Below are 21,470 nucleotides of genomic sequence, written 5' to 3'. Positions count from 1 at the left end.
CGTCGTGCAGGGCCCGTCCGGTCAGACGTCCACCCAGCCGCGCCGGTAGGCGGCCCAGTTCTCCGGCGTCGAGGCGAAGTCCACGTACAGCGCGACGCCGAAGTGCGCCCGCCGCAGGTCCTCCCGGCCCAGGCCCAGCCGGACGCCGCGGACGGCCGCCTCGACGGTCTCGGCGTCGCCCCAGTGGCCCCACTTGTCGTCCCAGTAGAAGGGCAGGCCGATCAGCAGGTCCACGTCGGCCGGGGTGGCCCGCAGGGCGAGCTCGGTCTGCTGGGCGACGTAGCCGCCGTACAGCGGTTCGGTCGGCATCGAGGTGTCGTAGGTCATCACGGCGATCTGGTCGACCCGGCGGGCGGTCTCGGCGAAGTACGCCTGGTCCCACCACTTGCCGTGGTCGGTGAGCAGGATGCCGGCCGTGTGCAGGCCCGGGATCGGGTCGATCTGCGGGGCCGCCACCGAGAGCTTGGCGCCGCGCGCCGCGGTGACCGGGCGGACCCGGTCGAGCAGGTCCAGCCAGCCCGCCGAGCCGGGGCGGATCGGCTCCATGTCGAAGTGCACGCCGTCGAAGCCCTGGTCCAGCACCTGGCGGGCGGAGGCGGTGACCCGCTCCCGGGTGGCCGTGTCCTCGAGGTCCAGGGCGTCCTTCTCGGGCTTGACCTCGTCGCCCAGCCAGCCCTGCAGCCGTACGCCCGGCACTGCCCGGTGCACCGTGTCGGTGAACCAGCGGGCCCGCGGGTGGACGGCGGGCGGCAGCGAGCCGTCGTGCTCCAGCGGGCCGGTGTGCACGTAGAGGTCGCGGATTCCGGTGCCGGAGAGCTGCCGGACGAGGGCCTCGACGTCGGCCTCGGTCTTGCGGCCGTCCACCCAGGCGTGGCCGAGCCAGACCGCGTCCCGCCCGCGGGTACGCGCCTCGGCGGCGGGTTCACCCGCGTAGTGCAGTCGGATCGAGACGAACACCGAGCCCAGTGCGGCGACCGGCACGGCCGCCACCAGCGCCAGGACCAGCAGGGTCCGACGCCACCGGGACCACCGGCGCCAGCGGGCGCGCAGCGCCCGGAACGGGGCCGTCAGGGCCCTGCCGGTCCGCCGCACGCGTATCCGGAAATCCGCCACGCAGTCGCTCCCCCCTCGCGGTCGAGCGCTCAGGATACGGAATGGGTCCGCAACCCGACCCGTGGGCCGGATACGCTGGCCACGTGCGTCCCCGACCAAGCGGGGGTGCAAAGCCGACAGCCGTCGCACCAGGGAGAAGCCCCATGGCCACTGCAGCCGACCCGTCCGTCACTCAGCAGAGCCGCGCGAACGCGCTGCGCGAAGCGCTCGCCACCCGGGTGGTGGTCGCCGATGGTGCGATGGGCACCATGCTCCAGGCGCAGGACCCGACGCTGGAGGACTTCCAGAACCTCGAGGGCTGCAACGAGGTCCTCAACATCACCCGGCCCGACATCGTCCGCTCCGTCCACGAGGCCTACTTCGGCGTGGGCGTGGACTGCGTGGAGACCAACACCTTCGGTGCCAACTTCTCCGCGCTCAGCGAGTACGAGATCTCCGAGCGGATCTTCGAGCTGTCCGAGTCCGGCGCCCGGCTCGCCCGCGAGGTGGCCGACGCCCACGCCGCCTCCGACGGCCGCACCCGCTGGGTGCTCGGCTCCATCGGCCCCGGCACCAAGCTGCCGACCCTGGGCCACGCCCCGTACGAGACGCTGCGCGACGGCTTCCAGCAGAACGCGGCCGGCCTGATCGCCGGCGGCGCCGACGCGCTGCTGGTCGAGACCAGCCAGGACCTGCTGCAGACCAAGGCCGCCATCCTCGGCTCCAAGCGCGCCCTGGCCGAGGCCGGTCTGGACCTGCCGGTGCTGGTGCAGGTGACGGTGGAGACCACCGGCACCATGCTGCTCGGCTCCGAGATCGGCGCCGCGCTCACCGCGCTGGAGCCGCTCGGCGTGGACTACATCGGCCTGAACTGCGCCACCGGCCCGGCCGAGATGAGCGAGCACCTGCGCTACCTGGCGAAGAACGCCCGGATCGGCCTGTCCTGCATGCCGAACGCGGGCCTGCCGGTGCTCGGCAAGGACGGCGCCCACTACCCGCTCACCCCGGCCGAACTGGCCGACGCCCACGACGTGTTCACCCGGGAGTACGGCCTGTCGCTGGTCGGCGGCTGCTGCGGCACCACGCCCGAGCACCTGCGCCAGGTGGTCGAGCGGGTCCAGGGCCGGCCGATCGCGGCGCGCGAGCCGCAGCCCGAGCCCTCGGCGGCCTCGCTGTACCAGGCGGTGCCGTTCCGCCAGGACACCTCGTACCTGGCGATCGGCGAGCGCACCAACGCCAACGGCTCGAAGAAGTTCCGCGAGTCGATGCTGGCCGGCGACTGGCAGGCCTGCGTGGAGATCGCCCGCGACCAGATCCGGGACGGCTCCCACCTGCTGGACCTCTGCGTGGACTACGTCGGCCGCGACGGCGTCGCCGACATGAAGGAGATCGCCGGCCGCCTGGCCACCGCCTCCACCCTGCCGATCGTGCTGGACTCCACCGAGCCGGACGTGCTGCGGGCCGGCCTGGAGGCCCTCGGCGGCCGCGCGGTGCTCAACTCGGTCAACTACGAGGACGGCAACGCCCCCGACTCGCGCTTCGGCAGGATCGCCTCGCTGGCCCGCGAGCACGGCGCCGGCCTGATCGCGCTGACCATCGACGAGCAGGGCCAGGCCCGTACCGCCGACGCCAAGGTGGAGATCGCCGAGCGGCTGATCGCCGAGCTCACCGCCGACTACGGCATCGACGAGGGCTCGATCCTGGTCGACTGCCTCACCTTCACCCTGGCCACCGGCCAGGAGGAGTCCCGCCGGGACGGCATCGAGACCATCGAGGCGATCCGCGAGCTCAAGCGCCGCCACCCGAAGGTGCAGACCACGCTGGGCCTGTCCAACATCTCCTTCGGCCTCAACCCGGCCGCCCGGGTGGTGCTCAACTCGGTCTTCCTGCACGAGTGCGTGGAGGCAGGCCTGGACTCGGCGATCGTGCACGCCTCCAAGATCCTGCCGATCTCCCGGATCCCCGAGGACCAGCGCGAGGCCGCCCTCGACCTGGTCTACGACCGCCGCCGGGACGGCTACGACCCGCTGCAGCGCCTGCTGGAGCTGTTCGAGGGCGTCTCCTCGGCGTCGGTCAAGGCGTCCAAGGCGGAGGAGCTGGCCGCGCTCCCGCTGGAGGAACGGCTGCAGCGCCGGATCATCGACGGCGAGCGGAACGGCCTGGAGGCCGACCTGGACGAGGCGCTGACCGGGCGCCCGGCACTGGAGATCATCAACGACACCCTGCTGGCCGGCATGAAGGTGGTCGGCGAGCTCTTCGGCTCCGGCCAGATGCAGCTGCCGTTCGTGCTCCAGTCCGCCGAAGTGATGAAGTCCGCGGTGGCCCACCTGGAGCCGCACATGGAGAAGTCCGACAGCGAGGGCAAGGGCACCATCGTGCTGGCCACCGTCAAGGGCGACGTCCACGACATCGGCAAGAACCTGGTCGACATCATCCTGTCCAACAACGGCTACAACGTGGTCAACCTGGGCATCAAGCAGCCGGTCTCGGCGATCCTGGACGCCGCGCAGGAGCACAACGCGGACGTGATCGGGATGTCCGGCCTGCTGGTGAAGTCGACCGTGATCATGAAGGAGAACCTGGAGGAGCTCAACCAGCGCAAGCTGGCCGCCAGCTACCCGGTGATCCTCGGCGGCGCCGCCCTCACCCGGGCCTACGTCGAGCAGGACCTGCACGAGATCTACGAGGGCGAGGTCCGCTACGCCCGGGACGCCTTCGAGGGCCTGCGGCTGATGGACGCGCTGATCGCGGTCAAGCGCGGCGTGCCCGGCGCCGCCCTGCCGGAGCTCAAGCAGCGTCGGCACGCCCGGGTCGAGGTGGAGGAGACGGAGCCGGAGGTCAACCTCGGCCAGATCCGCTCCGACGTCGCCGTCGACAACGCGGTGCCCACCCCGCCGTTCTGGGGCGACCGGATCGTCAAGGGCATCCCGTTCGCCGACTACGCCTCCTGGCTGGACGAGGACGCGCTGTTCAAGGGCCAGTGGGGCCTGAAAGCGGCCCGCAACGGCGACGGGCCGAGCTACGAGGAGCTGGTGGAGACCGAGGGCCGGCCGCGGCTGCGGGCCTGGCTGGACCGGCTGCAGACCGAGGGCTGGCTGGAGGCGGCCGTGGTCTACGGCTACTACCCGGCCAACTCCAAGGGCGACGACCTGATCGTCTTCCACGAGGACGGCACCGAGCGCACCCGCTTCACCTTCCCGCGCCAGCGCCGCGGCCGCCGGCTCTGCCTGGCCGACTTCTTCCGCCCGGAGGAGTCCGGCGTGCGGGACGTGGTCGGCCTGCAGGTGGTCACCATGGGCAACCGGATCTCCGAGGCGGCCAACGAGCTGTTCGCCGGGAACTCCTACCGCGACTACCTGGAGCTGCACGGCCTCTCGGTGCAGCTGGCCGAGGCGCTGGCCGAGTTCTGGCACGCCCGGGTCCGCTACGAGCTGGGCTTCTCCGGTGAGGACCCGCAGGACGTCAAGGACATGTTCGCGCTCAAGTACCGGGGTGCCCGCTTCTCGCTCGGCTACGGGGCCTGCCCCGAGCTGGAGGACCGCGCCAAGATCGCCGAGCTGCTGAAGCCCGAGCGGATCGGCGTGGTGCTCTCCGAGGAGTTCCAGCTGCACCCCGAGCAGTCCACCGACGCGATCGTGATCCACCACCCGGAGGCGAAGTACTTCAACGCCCGGTAATCCGCGCGTCCCGCTCCGTTCGCGCTTTCCGGACGAAGCGGGCGTATCCTGGATGATCCTGAACGGGCCGGTCCGCTCACCAGCGGGCCGGCCTGTGCCATCCCCGGGTGCGGTCCCGGGGCCTGCCGGAAGGATCCCGCCATGACCACCAGCCCCACCGCCACCCGCGTTCTGGACCACGGGGACGACCGCGGTCTGCAGGCGGTGCTGCTGGACATGGACGGCACGCTGGTGGACACCGAGGACTTCTGGTGGCAGGCGGAGGTCTCGCTCTTCGCCGAGCTGGGCCACGAACTGGACGAGGCGGACCGCGCCCATGTGGTCGGCGGCCCGATGACCCGGGTGATGGACTACCTGGTCGCCCGGACCGGGGTGGACATCGCCCCGGCCGACCTGGGCGTGCTGGTCAACCAGCGCTTCGTGGACCTGCTGGGCGGCGGCGTGCCGCTCATGCCGGGTGCCGAACTCCTGCTCAACACCCTTGCCGCGCACGGGATCCCGGCCGCCATGGTGTCCGCCTCGCACCGGCACGTGATCGACATCGTGCTGCGCTCGCTGGGCGCCCACCATTTCGCCTTCACGATCGGCGGGGACGAGGTGCCGCGCACCAAGCCGTTCCCGGACCCGTACCTGGAGGCGGCCCGTCGGCTCGGCGCGGAGCCGGCCCGCTGTGTGGTGGTCGAGGACACCCCGACCGGGGTGCGCGCGGGTGAGGCGGCCGGCTGCCCGGTGATCGCGGTGCCCTCGGTGGCGGCGATCGAGCCGGCTCCCGGACGCCTGGTGCTGCCCTCGCTGGAGCAGGTCGACCTCAGCCTGTTGCGCTCGCTGGTCGCCTCGCGGGTCTGAGGGTCCGCAGAGGATCCGCCCTCCAGGATGTGATTGTCATCTCATTGCGGCCCGGCCCTACCCGCCGGTAAGCGGTCCGAGGGGGCCCCGACCTCGGGGGATCGGGGGAGAAATCGGGCATTGGCTGACATCTCGTCGAGCGCGCGGTGATGCCCTGAACCGCCGTGTCCCAAACGTCATCTGCGCGGTATCGGTCGTGCGTGTTCGATATGGCACGCTACTCGGGTTTCGTGCCACCGATAAGGACGCGCCCCGTGAAGACTTCAGCTGAACGCCTCGCAGTACTCGGCTGTGCCGGTCTGGTCGCCGTGACGGTGGCCGGCTGCGGATCGGTGACCGACGCCGTGAAGGGGGACAGCGGCAAGTCGATCACCATGGGTACCGCCCAGCTGACCGGCACGCTGGACCCGGCGACCTCCTACGACTCCGGCTCCTGGCTGGTCCTGCGCAACACCTTCCAGTCGCTGCTGACCTTCCCGGCCGCCGCCAGCGCGCCGACCCCGGACGCCGCGCAGTCCTGCGAGTTCACCGGCGGCGAGGCCACCGAGTACCACTGCACCCTGCGGCCCGGGCTGAAGTTCTCGAACGGCCACCCGCTGACCGCCGCGGACGTGGTGTTCTCGATCGAGCGCACCAAGAAGATCAACGACCAGAACGGTCCGGTCTCCCTGCTCGACTCGATCAAGTCCGTCGAGGCCAAGGGCGACAGCGAGGTGCTCTTCCACCTCTCCGCGCCGGACGCCACCCTGCCGGCCAAGCTGGCCACCCCGGTCGGCGCCATCGTGGACCACCAGGTCTACCCGGCCGACAAGGCGCTGCCCAACGACAAGCAGGTCGGCTCCGGCCCGTACCGCATCGACTCGGTCGAGAACGCGAGCGGCGGCAAGCAGGTCGGCAAGGTCGTGCTGTCGGCCAACGACAAGTACGGCGGCGACGCCAAGCTGCGGAACAGCAAGTTCACCGTCCGGTACTTCGACAAGGCCGACGACCTGAAGGCCGCGCTGGACAAGGGCGACGTCGACCTCACCGACAACAGCCTGGAGCCGAACACCGCCGCCCAGATCCGCTCCGACCAGCAGGGCGGCAAGACCGACCTGCAGGTGACCGAGGGCGACAGCAACGACACCCGCTCGCTGGTCTTCAACACCAAGGACGCGGTCGGCAGCAACGTCGCGATCCGCCAGGCCGCCGCGCAGCTGATGGACCGCAAGGCGCTCGCCCGCGACGTCTTCGCCCGGACCGTCCAGCCGCTGTACGCGATGGTCCCGGCCGGCGTCACCGGCCACACCACCGCCTTCTTCGACCGCTACGGCGACCAGGACGCGGCCAAGGCCAAGAAGATCCTCACCGACGCCAAGGTCCAGACCCCGGTCAAGCTCACCATCACCTGGTCCCGCTCGCGGGCCGGCGCCAACGAGGCCGAGACGCTGAAGAAGCAGCTGGAGGCCGGCGGGCTCTTCCAGGTCGCGGTCCAGCAGGAGCCGGACTGGGACGCGTTCAAGAAGGGCTGGGCCGAGGGCAAGTACCAGGCGTACGTCATCGGTTGGTTCGCCGACTACCCGGACCCGGACAACTACATCGCCCCGCTGCTGGTCAACGGCGGTGCCTACCACCACGGTTGGGACGACCCGCGGATCAGCGGCAAGCTGGTGCCGGAGGGCCTCAAGCAGGCCGACCGCAGCGCCGCCGCGGCCGGCTACGGGCAGATCCAGCAGATCGAGGCCGAGCTCGTGCCGCTGATCCCGCTGTACCAGAACAAGTCCTTCTACGCGGCCCGTTCGTACGTCACCGGCGTCGAGTCCACCGTCGACACCACCGGCTTCTTCCGCTTCTGGGAGATCGGCCGCGGCGCCAAGTAGCGCAGAGCGCACACATGACGGCGGCCCGTCCGATCCCCTGTCACCGGGGGACCGGACGGGCCGCCGTCACGTTTCCGCACGCCGCCCGGGGGCAGCGGGAGGCCTTGCTACAGGGTGCCCGGGCGCACCAGCCCGCTCTCGTAGGCGTACACCGCCGCCTGGACCCGGTCGCGCAGCTGGAGCTTGGTCAGCACATGGCCGACGTGGGTCTTCACGGTGGTCTCGCTGACGAACAGCTCGGCCGCGATCTCCGCGTTCGACAGCCCGCGCGCCACCAGCTTCAGGACCTCCAACTCGCGCTCGGTCAGCGCGCTCAGCGCCTGCGGCGGAGCCTCGTCGCCCGAGGGCAGCTTGGTGGCGTACATGTCCAGCAGCCGGCGGGTGATGCTCGGCGCCAGCATCGCCGCGCCGTCCGCGACCACCCGGATCGCCTGCACCAGCTCCTCGGCCGGGACGTCCTTCAGCAGGAAGCCGCTGGCGCCCGCGCGCAGCGCCTCCACCACGTACTCGTCCAGGTCGAAGGTGGTCAGCACCAGCACCTTGGCCGGGCCGTCCCGCCCCGGGCCGGCGATCCGGCGGGTCGCCTCGACGCCGTCCATCCGCGGCATCCGGATGTCCATCAGCACCACGTCGGGCTGCAGCGCCCGCACCTGGTCCAGCGCCTGCTGACCGTCGCCGGCCTCACCGACCACCACCAGGTCGGACTCGGCCTCCAGGATCATCCGGAAACCGGTGCGCAGCAGCGGCTGGTCGTCGACCAGCAGCACTCGGATCGTCACTAGGACTCCTTGCTCATCGGATCCCCCGTGGGATCACTTCTCATCCGATGTACGGGCCATGTGCCGGCGTGAGAATTCCCGCCTAGCCCGGAATTCTCACGCCAGCACGGGCAGCGGGTACGGCGGGGGAGTGCCGCCGAACTCCGGGCAGCTGGCCCGGTGGTCGCACCAGTCGCAGAGGCGGTTGCGGGTGGCCGGGAAGTCCCCGGTGGCCACCGCGTGGGTGATCCGCTCCCACAGCGCCTGCAGCTTGCGCTCCACCGCGAGCAGATCCGCCTGGTCCGGGTCGTAGCTGACCACGTCCCCGCCCCCGCCGAGGTAGACCAGCTGGAGGCGCTTGGGAATCACGCCCTTCCAGCGCCACACCACCAGCGCGTAGAACTTCATCTGGAACATCGCCTTGCCCTCGAAGTCCCGCGAGGGCGCCCGGCCGGTTTTGTAGTCCACCAGCCGGACCTCGCCGGACGGGGCGACGTCCACCCGGTCGATGTAGCCGCGCAGCAGCAGCCCCGAGTCCAGGGCCGTCTCCACGTACAGCTCCCGCTCCACCGGGTGCAGCCGGGTCGGGTCCTCCAGCCGGAACCACTGGCCGACCAGCTTCTCGGCGTCCGCCAGCCAGCGGGTGAGCGCGGCACCGTCCGGGTCGTCCGGGAACAACGAGCCCAGCTCCGGCCGTTCACCCAGCAGCCGCTCCCACTGCGGGCGCAGCAGACCCAGCGCCCGTTCCGGCGTGCGCTCGGCCGCCGGGCTGTCGAACAGCCGCTCCAGCACCGCGTGCACCAGGGTGCCCCTGGTGGCCGCCGAGCTCGGCGGCTCGGGCAGCCGGTCGATCACCCGCAGCCGGTACAGCAGGGGACAGGTGAGGAAGTCCCCCGCCCGGGACGGGGACAGGCCGGTCGGCGGCGCCGCCGGGCGCACCGGGACGTCGGTGGCGCTGGTGGTGTCGGTCTGCTGCATGACTACGACCCTATTGCCCTTTGCTGTCATCCCGCTGCCACCGTGCTGCCACCGGGGCACCCGCAGTGGGTATGAAGGCAGCAGGAGGGGCGTGCGGCACCGGCGCACCACGATCACGTAGCGTGGGCGGGCCGGGGCACGACGGGGGCGACGACCGAAGGGATCACGGTGAGCGACAGCAGGGGGCAACAGACCTCCGACCAGCCACCGCGGGACGACCGCGGGCGCCCGTCCGGGCAGCCGCCGGAGCGCCGCGGCGGCCTCCTGATGGGCCGGCTCTTCGGTGTGCCGGTCTACGTCACCCCCTCCTGGTTCGTCATCGCCGCGCTGATCACCTGGGTGTTCGGCGGGCAGCTGAACGACGTGCTGCCGGACCTCGGCGGCACCCGCTACCTGGTCGCGTTCTCCTTCGCGGTCGCCTTCTACGCCTCCGTCCTGGTGCACGAGCTCGCCCACACCGTGGTCGCGCTGCGCTACAAGCTCGGAGTGCGGCGGATCCAGCTGCAGTTCCTCGGCGGGGTCTCCGAGATCGAGAACGAGGCCACCACGCCCTGGCGCGAGTTCTGGCTGGCCTTCGTCGGCCCGCTGCTCTCGCTGGCGCTGGGCGGCGTGTTCTACCTCGCGGTGCGGGCCGTGGAGCTGTCCACCGTGCCCGGGGTGCTGCTCACCGGGCTGATGGTGTCCAACCTGGTGGTCGCCGGCTTCAACCTGCTGCCCGGCCTGCCGCTGGACGGCGGGCGGATGCTGCGCGCCGTGGTCTGGGCGGTCACCGGCAGGCCGATGGCGGGCACGGTGGCCGCCGCCTGGGCGGGCCGGGTGCTGGCGGTCGTCGTGCTGTTCGGCCTGCCGCTGGTCAGCGCCGCCCGCGGGGTCGAGCGCAGCACCACCGACACGCTGGTCGACGCGGTTCTGGCCGCCGTGCTCGCCGCGATCATCTGGAACGGTGCCACGGGCAGCGTGCGCAACGCCCGGCTCAAGGAGGCGCTGCCCGGACTGCGGCTGCGCGACCTCGCCCGCCGGGCCGTCGAGGTCACCGCCGACACCCCGCTCGGCGAGGCGATGCGCCGCGCCCGCGAGGCCGAGGCCGGCGCGGTGGTCGTGGTGGACGGACGGGGCGAGCCGATCGCCATCGTCCGCGAGTCCGCGGTCCGGGCCGTCCCCGAGCACCGGCGCCCCTGGGTGGCTGTCGGCCCGCTCGCCCGGGACCTCGAGCCCGGACTGCGGCTGGACGCCGACCTGGGCGGCGAGGACCTGCTGCGGGCCGTCCAGGCCACCCCGGCGGGGGAGTACCTGGTGGTCGAGGCGGACGGACGGGTGTTCGGCGTCGCCGCGCTCAGTGACATCGAGCAGCGTCTGACCGCCGCCGTCTCCGGGCGCTGATCACCCCCGTCCTGCGAGCCGGTCCGCTTCCCTTAGGATTGTGCGCATGTCCGAACCGACCGGTGCCGCCCGCCGACGCGGGCCCTTCCAGGTCGGGGACCAGGTCCAGCTGACCGACCCCAAGGGTCGCCACTACACGTTCACGCTCCAGGCCGGGAACCAGTTCCACACCCACAAGGGTGCGTTCCCGCACGACGAGCTGATCGGCGCTCCCGAGGGCACGGTCGTGCGCACCACGGGGAACGTCCCGTACCTCGCGCTGCGCCCCCTGCTCCCCGACTACGTCCTGTCCATGCCGCGCGGCGCCGCCGTGATCTACCCCAAGGACGCGGGTCAGATCCTGGCGATGGCCGACATCTTCGCGGGTGCCCGCGTGGTCGAGGCCGGTGTCGGCTCGGGTGCGCTCAGCATGTACCTGCTGCGCGCCGTCGGCGAGCACGGCATGCTGGCCTCCTACGAGCGCCGGCAGGACTTCGCCGACATCGCCCAGAGCAACGTCGAGCGCTACTTCGGCGGGCCGCACCCGGCGTGGAAGCTCACCGTCGGCGACCTCCAGGACAACCTGGTCGAGTCCGACGTCGACCGTGTCATCCTCGACATGCTGGCCCCCTGGGAGTGCCTGGACGTCGCCTCCAAGGCGCTCGTCCCCGGCGGCCTCATCTGCTGCTACGTGGCCACCACCACGCAGATGTCCAAGACCGTCGAGGCGCTGCGCGAGCACGGCACCTTCACCGAGCCGCAGGCCTGGGAGACCATGGTCCGCACCTGGCACCTGGAGGGCCTGGCCGTCCGCCCGGACCACCGGATGATCGGCCACACCGGCTTCCTGCTCACCGCCCGCCGCCTGGCGGACGGCGTCGAGCCGCCGCTGCGCCGCCGCCGTCCGGCCAAGGGCGCGTACGGCGAGGACTACGACAGCGGGGCGCCCGAGCCGACCCTGCAGGAGCGCGCCGCCGCCCGCAAGGCCTCCCGCACCGCCGAGGACGACCAGCCCGACCTGGGCTGAGCCGGACCGAGAGAGAAAGGGGTGGCCCGAGCCAGACGCTCGGGTCACCCCTTTCGTCCGTCCTCCACGGGGTGTGGGACGATGCTCGCTCACACGGACCAGCTCCTGGAGCTCTGGAGGGGACGCCTGGTGGAGACCGCGGTCGGGACGACGGCGACGGCTGGACAGCAGACACCGCAGGGCCGCATCCGGCCCGGGCACGCGCGCACCGCCCCCTGGCACTGGGCCCTCGCCCTGGCCGGATGCAGCGCGGTGGTGGGCGCCGCCCTCGCCGCCTCCCCGGCGACCGGCACTCCGGTGCCCGTCCACGGAACCCCCAAGGCCCTCGCCGCGAGTGCCGCCCCCGACCCGGCCAAGGCCCAACTGCCGCTCGACTGCGGCCCGTTCCCGGCCAAGGCGGCGATCAGCGTGCCCGTCGAGCTCGGTGACGGACGCCCCGGCACTGTGGTCGCCGCGCACTGCGCCGCCGAGACCGGCACCCCGCCGGACGCCGTCTTCCTGCTCGGCTTCGGCTCCGGCGACCAGCCGACCGTGCTGGCCACCCTGCTCACCGAGCGCGAGAACCTCACCGTGAGCCGGCTCGCGGTGCGCTCCGACGGCTCCATCACCGGCCATGCACAGGGGTATTCGAGCGAGGACGTGCCGCGCTTCCGGCCCGACATCTCACTCGACCTCACCTGGACGCACAAGGGCGGCGGCTGGGAACGCTCCCAGACCGCCGCCCCGGTCAGCCAGACCTGAGACTGCTGCTCACCCGCTCGCCTCCGGCCCTACGGCCTCACTCCGCGTCCGGTCCGTACACCTCGACCCGGTCGGCGACCCGGCGCACGTGGATGCAGTCGCCGGGGCACTCCTTCGCCGAGTCCACCACGTCCTGAAGGAGCGTCAGCGGCACCGGGGCGGTCTCCCCGGGCTGCTGGCGCAGCTCGTCGTCCGGCCCCTTCACGTAGGCGAGGCCGTCGATGTCGAGCTCGAAGACCTCCGGTGCGTACTGCGCGCAGATGCCGTCGCCGGTGCACAGATCCTGGTCGATCCACACCTCCAGCTCCTCGGTCGTCGCCGCAGTCTGCTCGGTCACCGACATGGTCCCCTGCCGTTTCTGTCCCGGGTCGCCCATTTCTGGGAGCAATCCCGCCATTCGTACAACGATCGGACCCCGCGTTGTGGTCGCGATCGGATATCACTTCGCTCGACGATACATCCGGCCCGCTTTGGGCGGTGCGCGGTGGGTATCCCCTTAGCAGAGGGGAAGCACGCTGGGGCGAAGATCGGACACGCCCGTTCCATCTTTCTTGATCTAGGGGTTTACGGACCCCTGGTCCCAGGTAGGGTCTGGAAGCGTCCAGCTCCCCGGAGGAGGTGAGGACCGTGGCAGCCCACGATGACGACTACAACCGCAGCACCGGCAGGCCCGCTCGTGGTTCCGACGAGGCCGCTCAGGTCTCGTACCTTGAGCAGGAAATCGCCGTGCTGCGCCGCAAGCTCGCCGACTCGCCGCGCAATTCGAGGATCCTCGAAGAGCGGATCGTCGAGCTCCAGACCAACCTGGCCGGTGTGACCGCCCAGAACGAACGGCTCGCCTCCACCCTGCGTGAGGCCCGCGACCAGATCGTGGCCCTCAAGGAGGAAGTGGACCGGCTGGCACAGCCCCCGGCCGGCTTCGGCACCTTCCTCGAGGCGAACGAGGACGGGACCGCGGACATCTTCACCGGTGGGCGCAAGCTCCGCGTGAACGTCAGCCCCAACGTCGCCCTCGACGAGCTGCGGCGCGGCCAGGAAGTGATGCTCAACGAGGCCCTCAACATCGTGGACGCGATGGCCTTCGAGCGCATCGGCGAGATCGTCACCCTCAAGGAAGTCCTGGAGGACGGCGAGCGCGCCCTGGTTCTCGGCCACACCGACGAGGAGCGCGTGGTGCGCCTCGCCGAACCGCTGCGCGAGCTCACCATCCGGGCGGGGGACGCCCTGCTGCTGGAGCCCCGCTCCGGCTACGTGTACGAGGTCGTGCCGAAGGCCGAGGTCGAGGAGCTGGTCCTCGAGGAGGTCCCGGACATCGACTACCGCCAGATCGGCGGGCTGAGCAACCAGATCGAGCAGATCCGCGACGCGGTCGAGCTGCCGTACCTGCACGCCGACCTCTTCAAGGAGTACGAGCTGCGCCCGCCCAAGGGCGTCCTGCTCTACGGCCCGCCCGGCTGCGGCAAGACGCTGATCGCCAAGGCGGTCGCCAACTCGCTGGCCAAGAAGGTCGCCGAGGTCACCGGCCGCCCCCAGGGGAAGAGCTACTTCCTCAACATCAAGGGCCCCGAGCTGCTCAACAAGTACGTGGGCGAGACCGAGCGGCAGATCCGCCTGGTCTTCCAGCGGGCCCGGGAGAAGGCGGGCGAGGGCACCCCCGTCATCGTCTTCTTCGACGAGATGGAGTCGCTGTTCCGCACCCGCGGTTCCGGCGTCAGCTCGGACGTGGAGAACACCATCGTCCCGCAGCTGCTCGCCGAGATCGACGGCGTGGAGGGCCTGGAGAACGTCATCGTCATCGGCGCCTCCAACCGCGAGGACATGATCGACCCGGCGATCCTGCGGCCCGGCCGCCTGGACGTCAAGATCAAGATCGAGCGCCCGGACGCCGAGGCCGCGAAGGACATCTTCTCCAAGTACCTCAAGGACTCGCTGCCGTTCCACCCGGACGACCTCAAGGAGCACGACGGCTCCATCGGGGCCACGGTCGCCGCGATGATCCAGTCGGTGGTGGAGCGGATGTACTCCGAGACCGAGGAGAACCGCTTCCTGGAGGTCACCTACGCCAACGGTGACAAGGAGGTCCTGTACTTCAAGGACTTCAACTCCGGCGCGATGATCCAGAACATCGTCGACCGCGCGAAGAAGATGGCCATCAAGGACTTCCTCGACCACGGTCAGCGGGGTCTGCGCGTCTCCCACCTGCTCGCCGCCTGCGTGGACGAGTTCAAGGAGAACGAGGACCTCCCGAACACCACCAACCCGGACGACTGGGCCCGCATCTCCGGCAAGAAGGGCGAGCGGATCGTCTTCATCCGCACGCTGGTCACCGGCAAGCAGGGCGCCGAGTCCGGCCGCTCGATCGACACTGTCGCCAACACGGGGCAGTACCTGTAAGCACGTGGCTACCCGGGCCGGCAGCGGTCCCCGGAGCTGTACGCACACCGTCCGGCTGTGGCGCCTCGCGGCCCCGCAGCCGGACGGCGCGTCTCGGGGCCCGCCGTCCGGCGCCGGGTTTTAGGCTCGACCCACCGTCCGCGGGCAGATGGCCGGCGCCGGTGTTGTTCAGCGGTACGTCAGCGTGTTCCGCCCGCCGGGGGCGGCGCACCGGGCAAGGAGGGCCGCATGACCGTACGGCGCGTGATGGGAATCGAGACCGAGTACGGGATCTCCGTGCCCGGCCACCCCAACGCCAACGCCATGCTCACCTCGTCCCAGATCGTCAACGCGTACGCGGCGGCGATGCACCGGGCACGGCGGGCCCGCTGGGACTTCGAGGAGGAGAATCCGCTGCGCGACGCGCGGGGCTTCGACCTGGCGCGCGAGGTGGCGGACGCCAGCCAGCTGACCGACGAGGACATCGGCCTCGCCAACGTCATCCTCACCAACGGGGCCCGGTTCTACGTGGACCACGCGCACCCCGAGTACAGCTCGCCCGAGGTGACCAACCCGCGCGACGCCGTGCTCTGGGACAAGGCCGGCGAGCGGATCATGGCGGCGGCCGCCCAGCGCGCGCTGGAGCTGCCCAACGGGCAGAACATCCACCTCTACAAGAACAACACCGACAACAAGGGCGCCTCCTACGGCACCCACGAGAACTACTTGATGAAGCGGGCGACGCCGTTCGCCGACATCGTCCGCCACCTGACCCCGTTCTTCGTCTCCCGCCAGGTGGTGACCGGCGCCGGCCGGGTGGGCATCGGCCAGGACGGCTCCGCGAACGGCTTCCAGATCAGCCAGCGCGCGGACTACTTCGAGGTCGAGGTCGGCCTGGAGACCACGCTCAAGCGGCCGATCATCAACACCCGGGACGAACCGCACGCCGACGCCGAGAAGTACCGCCGGCTGCACGTGATCATCGGGGACGCCAACCTCTCCGAGATCTCCACCTACCTCAAGCTCGGCACCACCGCGCTGGTCCTGTCGATGATCGAGGACTCCTTCATCGCCTCCGACCTCGCCGTCGACCAGCCGGTGCGCACCCTGCACCGGGTCTCCCACGATCCGACGCTCAAGCACCTGATCACCCTGCGCAACGGGCGCAAGCTCACCGCCGTCCAGCTCCAGCTCGAGTACTTCGAGCTGGCCCGCAAGTACGTCGAGGACCGCTTCGGCACCGACGCGGACGAGCAGACCGTGGACGTGCTGACGCGCTGGGAGGACGTCCTGGGGCGGCTGGAGCGCGACCCGATGTCGCTGTCCAAGCAGCTGGACTGGATCGCCAAGCGGGAGATCCTGGAGGGCTACCGCAGCCGGGACGCCCTGGAGTGGGACAACCCGCGGCTGCACCTGGTCGACCTCCAGTACAGCGACGTACGGGCCGAGAAGGGCCTCTACAACCGTCTGGTGGCCCGTGGGCGCTTCGAGCGGCTGCTGACCGAGGACGAGGTCGAGCGGGCCGTCTCCAAGCCCCCGGAGGACACCAGGGCGTACTTCCGCGGGCGCTGCCTGGAGCAGTACGCGGAGCACGTCGCGGCGGCCTCCTGGGACTCGGTCATCTTCGACCTGCCGGGCCGGGACTCGCTGCAGCGGGTGCCCACGCTGGAGCCGCTGCGCGGCACCCGCAACCACGTCAAGGAGCTGCTGGACCGCTGCCGCACGGCGGAGGACCTGCTGCGGGTCCTGTCCGGCGGGTAACTTTTCGATCACCACGGGTGAACGTCCGCCGAATGGGAATCATCCGGGGTGGCAGCGGGTGTTGGACAGGAAGCGCCACCGGCAAACCGGGAGCGGTAGTCGCACCTTGTGTATAGGGTCGGTGCCAACCGGCAACGACCCTACCGACCAAACCGTGCCAGACGATTCGAGCGGGGTGAGGGAAATGGCGAGCAAGGACACCGGCGGCGGCCAGCAGCGGGCAAACCGCTCCTCCGAGGAGGTCGAGGAGCAGGCCGCGGAAACGCAGAATTCCGACGACCTCAAGGAGCGCCAGGAAAAGCTGAGCGACGACGTCGACGCGGTCCTGGACGAAATCGACGAAGTGCTCGAGTCGAATGCGGAGGATTTCGTCCGCGGATTCGTGCAGAAGGGCGGGCAATAGCCCGTCGTCCCGGTAATCGGGAATTCACGGTCGCGACCGTCGAGGGCGGTCGGGTGGCATCCGCCGCCCGGCCGTCCGGCACCTCCCCTCCACCCGTGGACAGTGATCGTCGGGCGGGTAGGGTGCGGGCAGAGCGCGCTTCAAGCTACCTGGAAGGAATCGTGTGGAAGCCAACACTCGTGGCACCGGGCGTCTACCGGCTGCCTTCCTGACCCCGGGGTCGTCCTCGTTCCTCGACTTCCTCGCCGAGTACAAGCCGGAGCTGATCCCCGGCCACCGCGGGCTCCCCGAGGGCTCGGTCGTCGAGGCCCCGCACGGGACCACGATCGTGGCCGCGGTCTTCGACGGCGGCGTGGTGCTCGCGGGCGACCGTCGGGCCACGATGGGCAACGTGATCGCCCAGCGCGACATAGAGAAGGTCTTCCCGGCCGACGAGTACAGCGCGGTCGGCATCGCCGGCACCGCCGGCCTCGCGGTCGAGATGGTCCGGATGTTCCAGCTGGAGCTGGAGCACTACGAGAAGATCGAGGGCACCGTGCTCTCGTTCGAGGGCAAGGCGAACCGCCTCACCACCATGATCCGGGGCAACCTCGGCATGGCGATGCAGGGCCTCGCGGTCGTGCCGATCTTCGCCGGCTACGACCTGGACCTCGGCCGCGGCCGGATCTTCAACTACGACGTCACCGGCGGGCGTTCCGAGGAGCGCGGCTTCGCCGCCACCGGCTCGGGCTCGGTCTTCGCCCGCGGCTCGATGAAGAAGCTCTACCGCGACGACCTGACGGCCGACCAGGCCGTCACCCTGGTCGTCCAGGCGCTCTACGACGCGGCGGACGACGACTCCGCCACCGGCGGCCCGGACCTCGCCCGCAAGATCTTCCCGATCGTCTCGCTGATCACCGAGGACGGCTTCCGCCGGCTCACGGAGGCGGAGGTCGCGGAGGTCGTCGTCACCATCACCGACGAGCGCCTGACCCGGCCCAACGGCCCGCAGGCCCCGCTGATCTAGCCATCACCTCACAGGAAAGGGACGACCGCCGGTGTCGACACCGTTCTACGTCTCGCCCCAGCAGGCCATGGCCGACCGCGCGGAGTACGCCCGCAAGGGCATCGCACGCGGTCGCAGCGTGGTCGTGCTCACCTACGCCGACGGCATCGTCTTCGTCGCGGAGAACACCTCCAGGGCGCTCCACAAGGTCTCCGAGATCTACGACAAGATCGCCTTCGCGGCGGTCGGCCGCTACAACGAGTTCGAGAACCTGCGCATCGGCGGCGTCCGTTACGCCGACCTGCGCGGCTACTCCTACGACCGGGCCGACGTCACCGCCCGCGGCCTCGCCAACGTGTACGCCCAGACCCTGGGCACCATCTTCTCCTCGGTCGGCGAGAAGCCGTACGAGGTCGAGCTGATCGTGGCCGAGGTCGGCCGCACCGCCGACAACGACCAGATCTACCGGCTCACGCCGGACGGCTCGGTCGTCGACGAGAAGAACTACGTGGTGGTCGGCGGCAACGCCGACTCCATCGGCAACTACCTCGGCCAGCGCCACCGCGCGGGCCTGAGCCTCACCGAGGCGGTGAAGGTCGCGGTCGACTCGCTCGCCCGCGACCCCAACGGCGGCAGCCCGCGCAGCCTCACCCCGGAGCAGCTGGAGGTCGCGGTCCTCGACCGCCAGCGGTTCCAGCAGCGCAAGTTCAAGCGGATCCTCGGCAACCAGCTCGGCCGGCTGCTCGAGGGCGACCAGTCCGCCGAGGTGGACGACGAGGACAACCCGGCGGCGGACACCGCGCCGGAGTAGCAGTGCCTGCGGAGTCCCGTACGGCGGCCGGACCGCCGTCGTCCGGGACTCCGGTGCCCCTGCGGCGGCCCAGTCGTCGTGGAGGCGGTTTCGGACAGCTCCGACCAGAATGGAGTGCTCATGGACCGCCGGATTTTCGGGCTGGAGAACGAGTACGGCGTGACCTGCACGTTCCGCGGGCAGCGGCGGCTGTCGCCGGACGAGGTCGCGAGGTACCTCTTCCGCCGGGTCGTCTCCTGGGGCCGCAGCAGCAACGTCTTCCTGCGCAACGGCGCCCGGCTCTACCTCGACGTCGGCTCGCACCCCGAGTACGCCACCCCCGAGTGCGACAACGTGGTCGAGCTGGTGACGCACGACAAGGCGGGCGAGCGCATCCTCGAAGGGCTCCTGGTGGACGCCGAGCGGCGGCTGCACGAGGAGGGCATCGCGGGGGACGTCTACCTCTTCAAGAACAACACCGACTCCGCCGGGAACTCCTACGGCTGCCACGAGAACTACTGCGTCGCCCGGCACGGCGAGTTCTCCCGGCTGGCCGACGTGCTGATCCCCTTCCTGGTCACCCGGCAGCTGATCTGCGGCGCGGGCAAGGTGCTGCAGACCCCGCGCGGCGCGGTCTACTGCGTCAGCCAGCGGGCCGAGCACATCTGGGAGGGCGTCAGTTCCGCCACCACCCGCTCGCGCCCGATCATCAACACCCGGGACGAGCCGCACGCGGACGCCGAGCGCTACCGCCGGCTGCACGTGATCGTCGGCGACTCCAACATGTCCGAGACCACGACGCTGCTCAAGGTCGGCTCCACCGACCTGGTGCTGCGGCTGATCGAGGCCGGCGTGGTGATGCGCGACCTCACCCTGGAGAACCCGATCCGGGCGATCCGCGAGGTCAGCCACGACCTCACCGGCACCCACCAGGTGCGGCTCGCCAACGGCCGGGAAGCCAGCGCGCTGGACATCCAGGAGGAGTACTACACCAAGGCCCTGGAGTTCGCCGACCGCAAGGGCATCAACACCGGTACCGTCGCCCGGATCCTCGACCTGTGGGGCCGCACCCTGGAGGCCGTCCGCACCGAGCGGCTGGACGGGGTGGCCACCGAGATCGACTGGATCATGAAGTACAAGCTCATCGAGCGGTACCGCGAGAAGCACCAGATGAGCATGTCCAACCCGCGGGTGGCCCAGATCGACCTCGCGTACCACGACATCCACCGCCGCCGTGGCCTGTTCTACCTGCTCCAGGGCAAGAACCAGGCGCAGCGGGTGACCACCGACCTCAAGACCTTCGAGGCCAAGTCGATCCCGCCGCAGACCACCCGGGCCCGGCTGCGCGGGGACTTCATCCGCCGTGCGCAGGAGCAGCGCCGGGACTTCACGGTGGACTGGGTGCACCTGAAGCTGAACGACCAGGCGCAGCGCACGGTGCTGTGCAAGGACCCGTTCCGCTCGGTGGACGAGCGGGTGGAGAAGCTCATCGCCGGGATGTAGGTCCTCGGCAGGGTCCGGCCCCGGTGGTGTCTACCGGGGCCGGACGCATGCCGGGCATACGCTGTCCGTCGAGTCAGGAGAGCCGACTTCGACCGACAGTTAGGACCACCGTGCGCCGCACCGCCGGTTTGCTTCTCACCCTGCCGCTGCTGCTGGCGGTGGCCTGCAGCAGTTCCCCCAAGACGGCCGGTCCGGCGACGCCGTCGGCGGCGAGCGCCGCTCCGACGGTGCCCGCGCCGGTCAGCGAGGCGCCGCCGATGCCCACTCTTTCGGGTGGCGGGTTCGGCAGCAAGGCCACCATCACCATCCCCGAGGGCCGGCCCAGCGGGCAGTTCGTGGTGAACACGGTGACCGAGGGCGAGCGCTCGACGGTCGGCAAGAACGACTGGGTGACGGTCAACTACACCGCGAAGGTCTGGAACACCGGCAAGGAACTGCCCAGTTCGTACGACCCGAACGGCAAGCCGCAGCTCTACCAGGCGGGCAGCGGGCTGCTGGTGCCGGCGTTCGACCAGAGCGTGATCGGGAAGAAGGTGGGTTCCCGGCTGCTGGTGGTGGCCCCGCCGGCGGCGGCCTTCGGTGAGAAGGGCAACAGCCAGCTGGGCGTCGACAAGAACGACACCGTGGTGTTCGTGCTGGACATCATGGAGAGCCTGCCGCTGGACTCCGTGCTGACCGGGACCATGACCCAGCCGCCCGCGACGCTGCCGCAGGTCAAGGACAACGGCAAGGCGCCGGTGACGATCACGATCCCGGCCGGGCAGGCTCCGCCCGCCGACCTGCAGCAGGCGGTGCTGATCAAGGGCGAGGGCAAGCAGGTCAAGAGCGGGCAGACCCTGGTGGTGCAGTACACCGGGGTGCTGTGGAGCGACGGCCAGCAGTTCGACTCCTCCTGGACGCACGGCGGCGCGCAGGCGGTGCAGATCGGCACCGGCAGTGTGATCGAGGGCTGGGACAAGGGGCTGGTCGGGCAGAACGTCGGCAGCCGGGTCCTGCTCGTGGTGCCGCCCGCGTTGGCGTACCAGGACAAGGCGCAGGGCTCCGTTCCGCCGAACTCCACGCTGGTCTTCGTGATCGACATCCTGGAAGCGGTGTAGCGGTGTAGCGGTGTAGCGGCGGTCCGGCGGTCGTTGTCGCGACCCTGGCAAGATCCGCCGGGCAAGCCCTAGGAAGTCACCCGGGGGATTCCGTACGCTTGGGCGGACGCTCGTACAACGAAGCGTCCGCCCTCATCCTGAGCTGTCATACTGCCCTCGCGCTGTGGCAGGCGCCGTTCGGCGCCGAGGTCCGGGGCGGGCGGTGCGACGGAAGGCCGGCG

At 70.7% G+C, this 21,470-nt stretch carries 17 protein-coding genes and 1 pseudogene; 14 read left to right on the top strand and 4 right to left on the bottom strand.

Going from position 1 to position 21,470, the window contains the following annotated elements:
- Positions 1-21 precede the first annotated feature (21 nt).
- On the bottom strand, positions 22-1,113 hold the full coding sequence (locus ACZ3TI_RS18800; RefSeq protein ID WP_465727399.1) for a glycoside hydrolase family 18 protein: 1,092 nt from the start codon (positions 1,111-1,113) through the stop codon (positions 22-24).
- Positions 1,114-1,256: 143 nt separating this feature from the next.
- Here ACZ3TI_RS18800 and metH point away from each other — a divergent pair, with 143 nt between their 5' ends.
- The 3 genes from metH (at position 1,257) to ACZ3TI_RS18785 (ending at position 7,474) form a co-directional block, all read left to right on the top strand.
- A complete protein-coding gene (gene metH / locus ACZ3TI_RS18795) occupies positions 1,257-4,769 on the top strand; it encodes a methionine synthase (protein ID WP_465727397.1) in 3,513 nt (1,170 codons plus the stop codon).
- 141 nt (positions 4,770-4,910) lie between these two features.
- Positions 4,911-5,615 (top strand): HAD family hydrolase, encoded by a 705-nt coding sequence (locus ACZ3TI_RS18790; RefSeq protein ID WP_465727395.1) that lies wholly within the window; start codon positions 4,911-4,913, stop codon positions 5,613-5,615.
- Between the two features lie 254 nt (positions 5,616-5,869).
- Entirely contained in the window at positions 5,870-7,474 is a 1,605-nt protein-coding gene (locus ACZ3TI_RS18785) for an ABC transporter substrate-binding protein (protein ID WP_465727393.1), read from the top strand.
- Between the two features lie 107 nt (positions 7,475-7,581).
- Here the strand turns inward: ACZ3TI_RS18785 and ACZ3TI_RS18780 are convergent, their stop codons facing one another.
- Together ACZ3TI_RS18780 and ACZ3TI_RS18775 are read right to left on the bottom strand one after the other, a co-directional pair.
- Positions 7,582-8,253, bottom strand: a complete 672-nt coding sequence (locus ACZ3TI_RS18780) for a response regulator transcription factor (protein WP_350523854.1) — start codon at positions 8,251-8,253, stop codon at positions 7,582-7,584.
- 96 nt (positions 8,254-8,349) lie between these two features.
- The gene (locus ACZ3TI_RS18775) at positions 8,350-9,210 is read right to left on the bottom strand and encodes a RecB family exonuclease (RefSeq protein ID WP_465727391.1); all 861 of its coding nucleotides are present in this window, start codon (positions 9,208-9,210) and stop codon (positions 8,350-8,352) included.
- A 168-nt stretch (positions 9,211-9,378) separates the two neighbouring features.
- Here ACZ3TI_RS18775 and ACZ3TI_RS18770 point away from each other — a divergent pair, with 168 nt between their 5' ends.
- From ACZ3TI_RS18770 to ACZ3TI_RS18760, 3 genes are all read left to right on the top strand, one after another.
- Positions 9,379-10,590, top strand: a complete 1,212-nt coding sequence (locus ACZ3TI_RS18770) for a site-2 protease family protein (RefSeq protein WP_465727389.1) — start codon at positions 9,379-9,381, stop codon at positions 10,588-10,590.
- A 46-nt stretch (positions 10,591-10,636) separates the two neighbouring features.
- The gene (locus ACZ3TI_RS18765) at positions 10,637-11,596 is read left to right on the top strand and encodes a tRNA (adenine-N1)-methyltransferase (protein ID WP_465727387.1); all 960 of its coding nucleotides are present in this window, start codon (positions 10,637-10,639) and stop codon (positions 11,594-11,596) included.
- 81 nt (positions 11,597-11,677) lie between these two features.
- Positions 11,678-12,337, top strand: coding sequence for a hypothetical protein (locus tag ACZ3TI_RS18760; protein WP_465727386.1), 660 nt, complete (start codon positions 11,678-11,680; stop codon positions 12,335-12,337).
- A gap of 37 nt (positions 12,338-12,374) precedes the next feature.
- Here the strand turns inward: ACZ3TI_RS18760 and ACZ3TI_RS18755 are convergent, their stop codons facing one another.
- Positions 12,375-12,680, bottom strand: coding sequence for a ferredoxin (locus ACZ3TI_RS18755; RefSeq protein WP_465727384.1), 306 nt, complete (start codon positions 12,678-12,680; stop codon positions 12,375-12,377).
- A gap of 284 nt (positions 12,681-12,964) precedes the next feature.
- Between ACZ3TI_RS18755 and arc the strand changes: the two genes are divergently transcribed.
- The 8 genes and pseudogenes from arc (at position 12,965) to ACZ3TI_RS18715 (ending at position 21,249) form a co-directional block, all read left to right on the top strand.
- Positions 12,965-14,731 carry a proteasome ATPase gene (gene arc / locus ACZ3TI_RS18750; RefSeq protein ID WP_465727382.1) on the top strand — a complete coding sequence of 589 codons (1,767 nt, stop codon included), beginning with the start codon at positions 12,965-12,967 and terminating at the stop codon, positions 14,729-14,731.
- Between the two features lie 228 nt (positions 14,732-14,959).
- The gene (gene dop / locus ACZ3TI_RS18745; protein WP_465727380.1) at positions 14,960-16,471 is read left to right on the top strand and encodes a depupylase/deamidase Dop; all 1,512 of its coding nucleotides are present in this window, start codon (positions 14,960-14,962) and stop codon (positions 16,469-16,471) included.
- A 184-nt stretch (positions 16,472-16,655) separates the two neighbouring features.
- Positions 16,656-16,874, top strand: coding sequence for a ubiquitin-like protein Pup (locus ACZ3TI_RS18740; RefSeq protein ID WP_031069167.1), 219 nt, complete (start codon positions 16,656-16,658; stop codon positions 16,872-16,874).
- A gap of 134 nt (positions 16,875-17,008) precedes the next feature.
- Positions 17,009-17,086: pseudogene (locus ACZ3TI_RS18735) on the top strand (endonuclease VII domain-containing protein); the annotation flags it as partial.
- Positions 17,083-17,880 (top strand): proteasome subunit beta, encoded by a 798-nt coding sequence (gene prcB / locus ACZ3TI_RS18730; protein ID WP_465727458.1) that lies wholly within the window; start codon positions 17,083-17,085, stop codon positions 17,878-17,880. The pseudogene ACZ3TI_RS18735 and the gene prcB, both read left to right, overlap by 4 nt.
- A 31-nt stretch (positions 17,881-17,911) precedes the next feature.
- On the top strand, positions 17,912-18,670 hold the full coding sequence (gene prcA, locus ACZ3TI_RS18725) for a proteasome subunit alpha (protein ID WP_465727378.1): 759 nt from the start codon (positions 17,912-17,914) through the stop codon (positions 18,668-18,670).
- A gap of 120 nt (positions 18,671-18,790) precedes the next feature.
- Entirely contained in the window at positions 18,791-20,152 is a 1,362-nt protein-coding gene (gene pafA, locus ACZ3TI_RS18720) for a Pup--protein ligase (protein ID WP_465727376.1), read from the top strand.
- A 110-nt stretch (positions 20,153-20,262) separates the two neighbouring features.
- Complete coding sequence (locus ACZ3TI_RS18715) at positions 20,263-21,249, top strand: FKBP-type peptidyl-prolyl cis-trans isomerase (RefSeq protein ID WP_465727374.1); 987 nt, start codon at positions 20,263-20,265, stop codon at positions 21,247-21,249.
- The last annotated feature ends 221 nt before the right edge of the window (positions 21,250-21,470 follow it).

The sequence above is a fragment of the Kitasatospora sp. NPDC023120 genome (genome assembly GCF_055560835.1).
The sequence above is the reverse complement of the archived record's forward strand: the minus strand, read 5'-3'. Positions and strand labels throughout refer to the sequence as shown.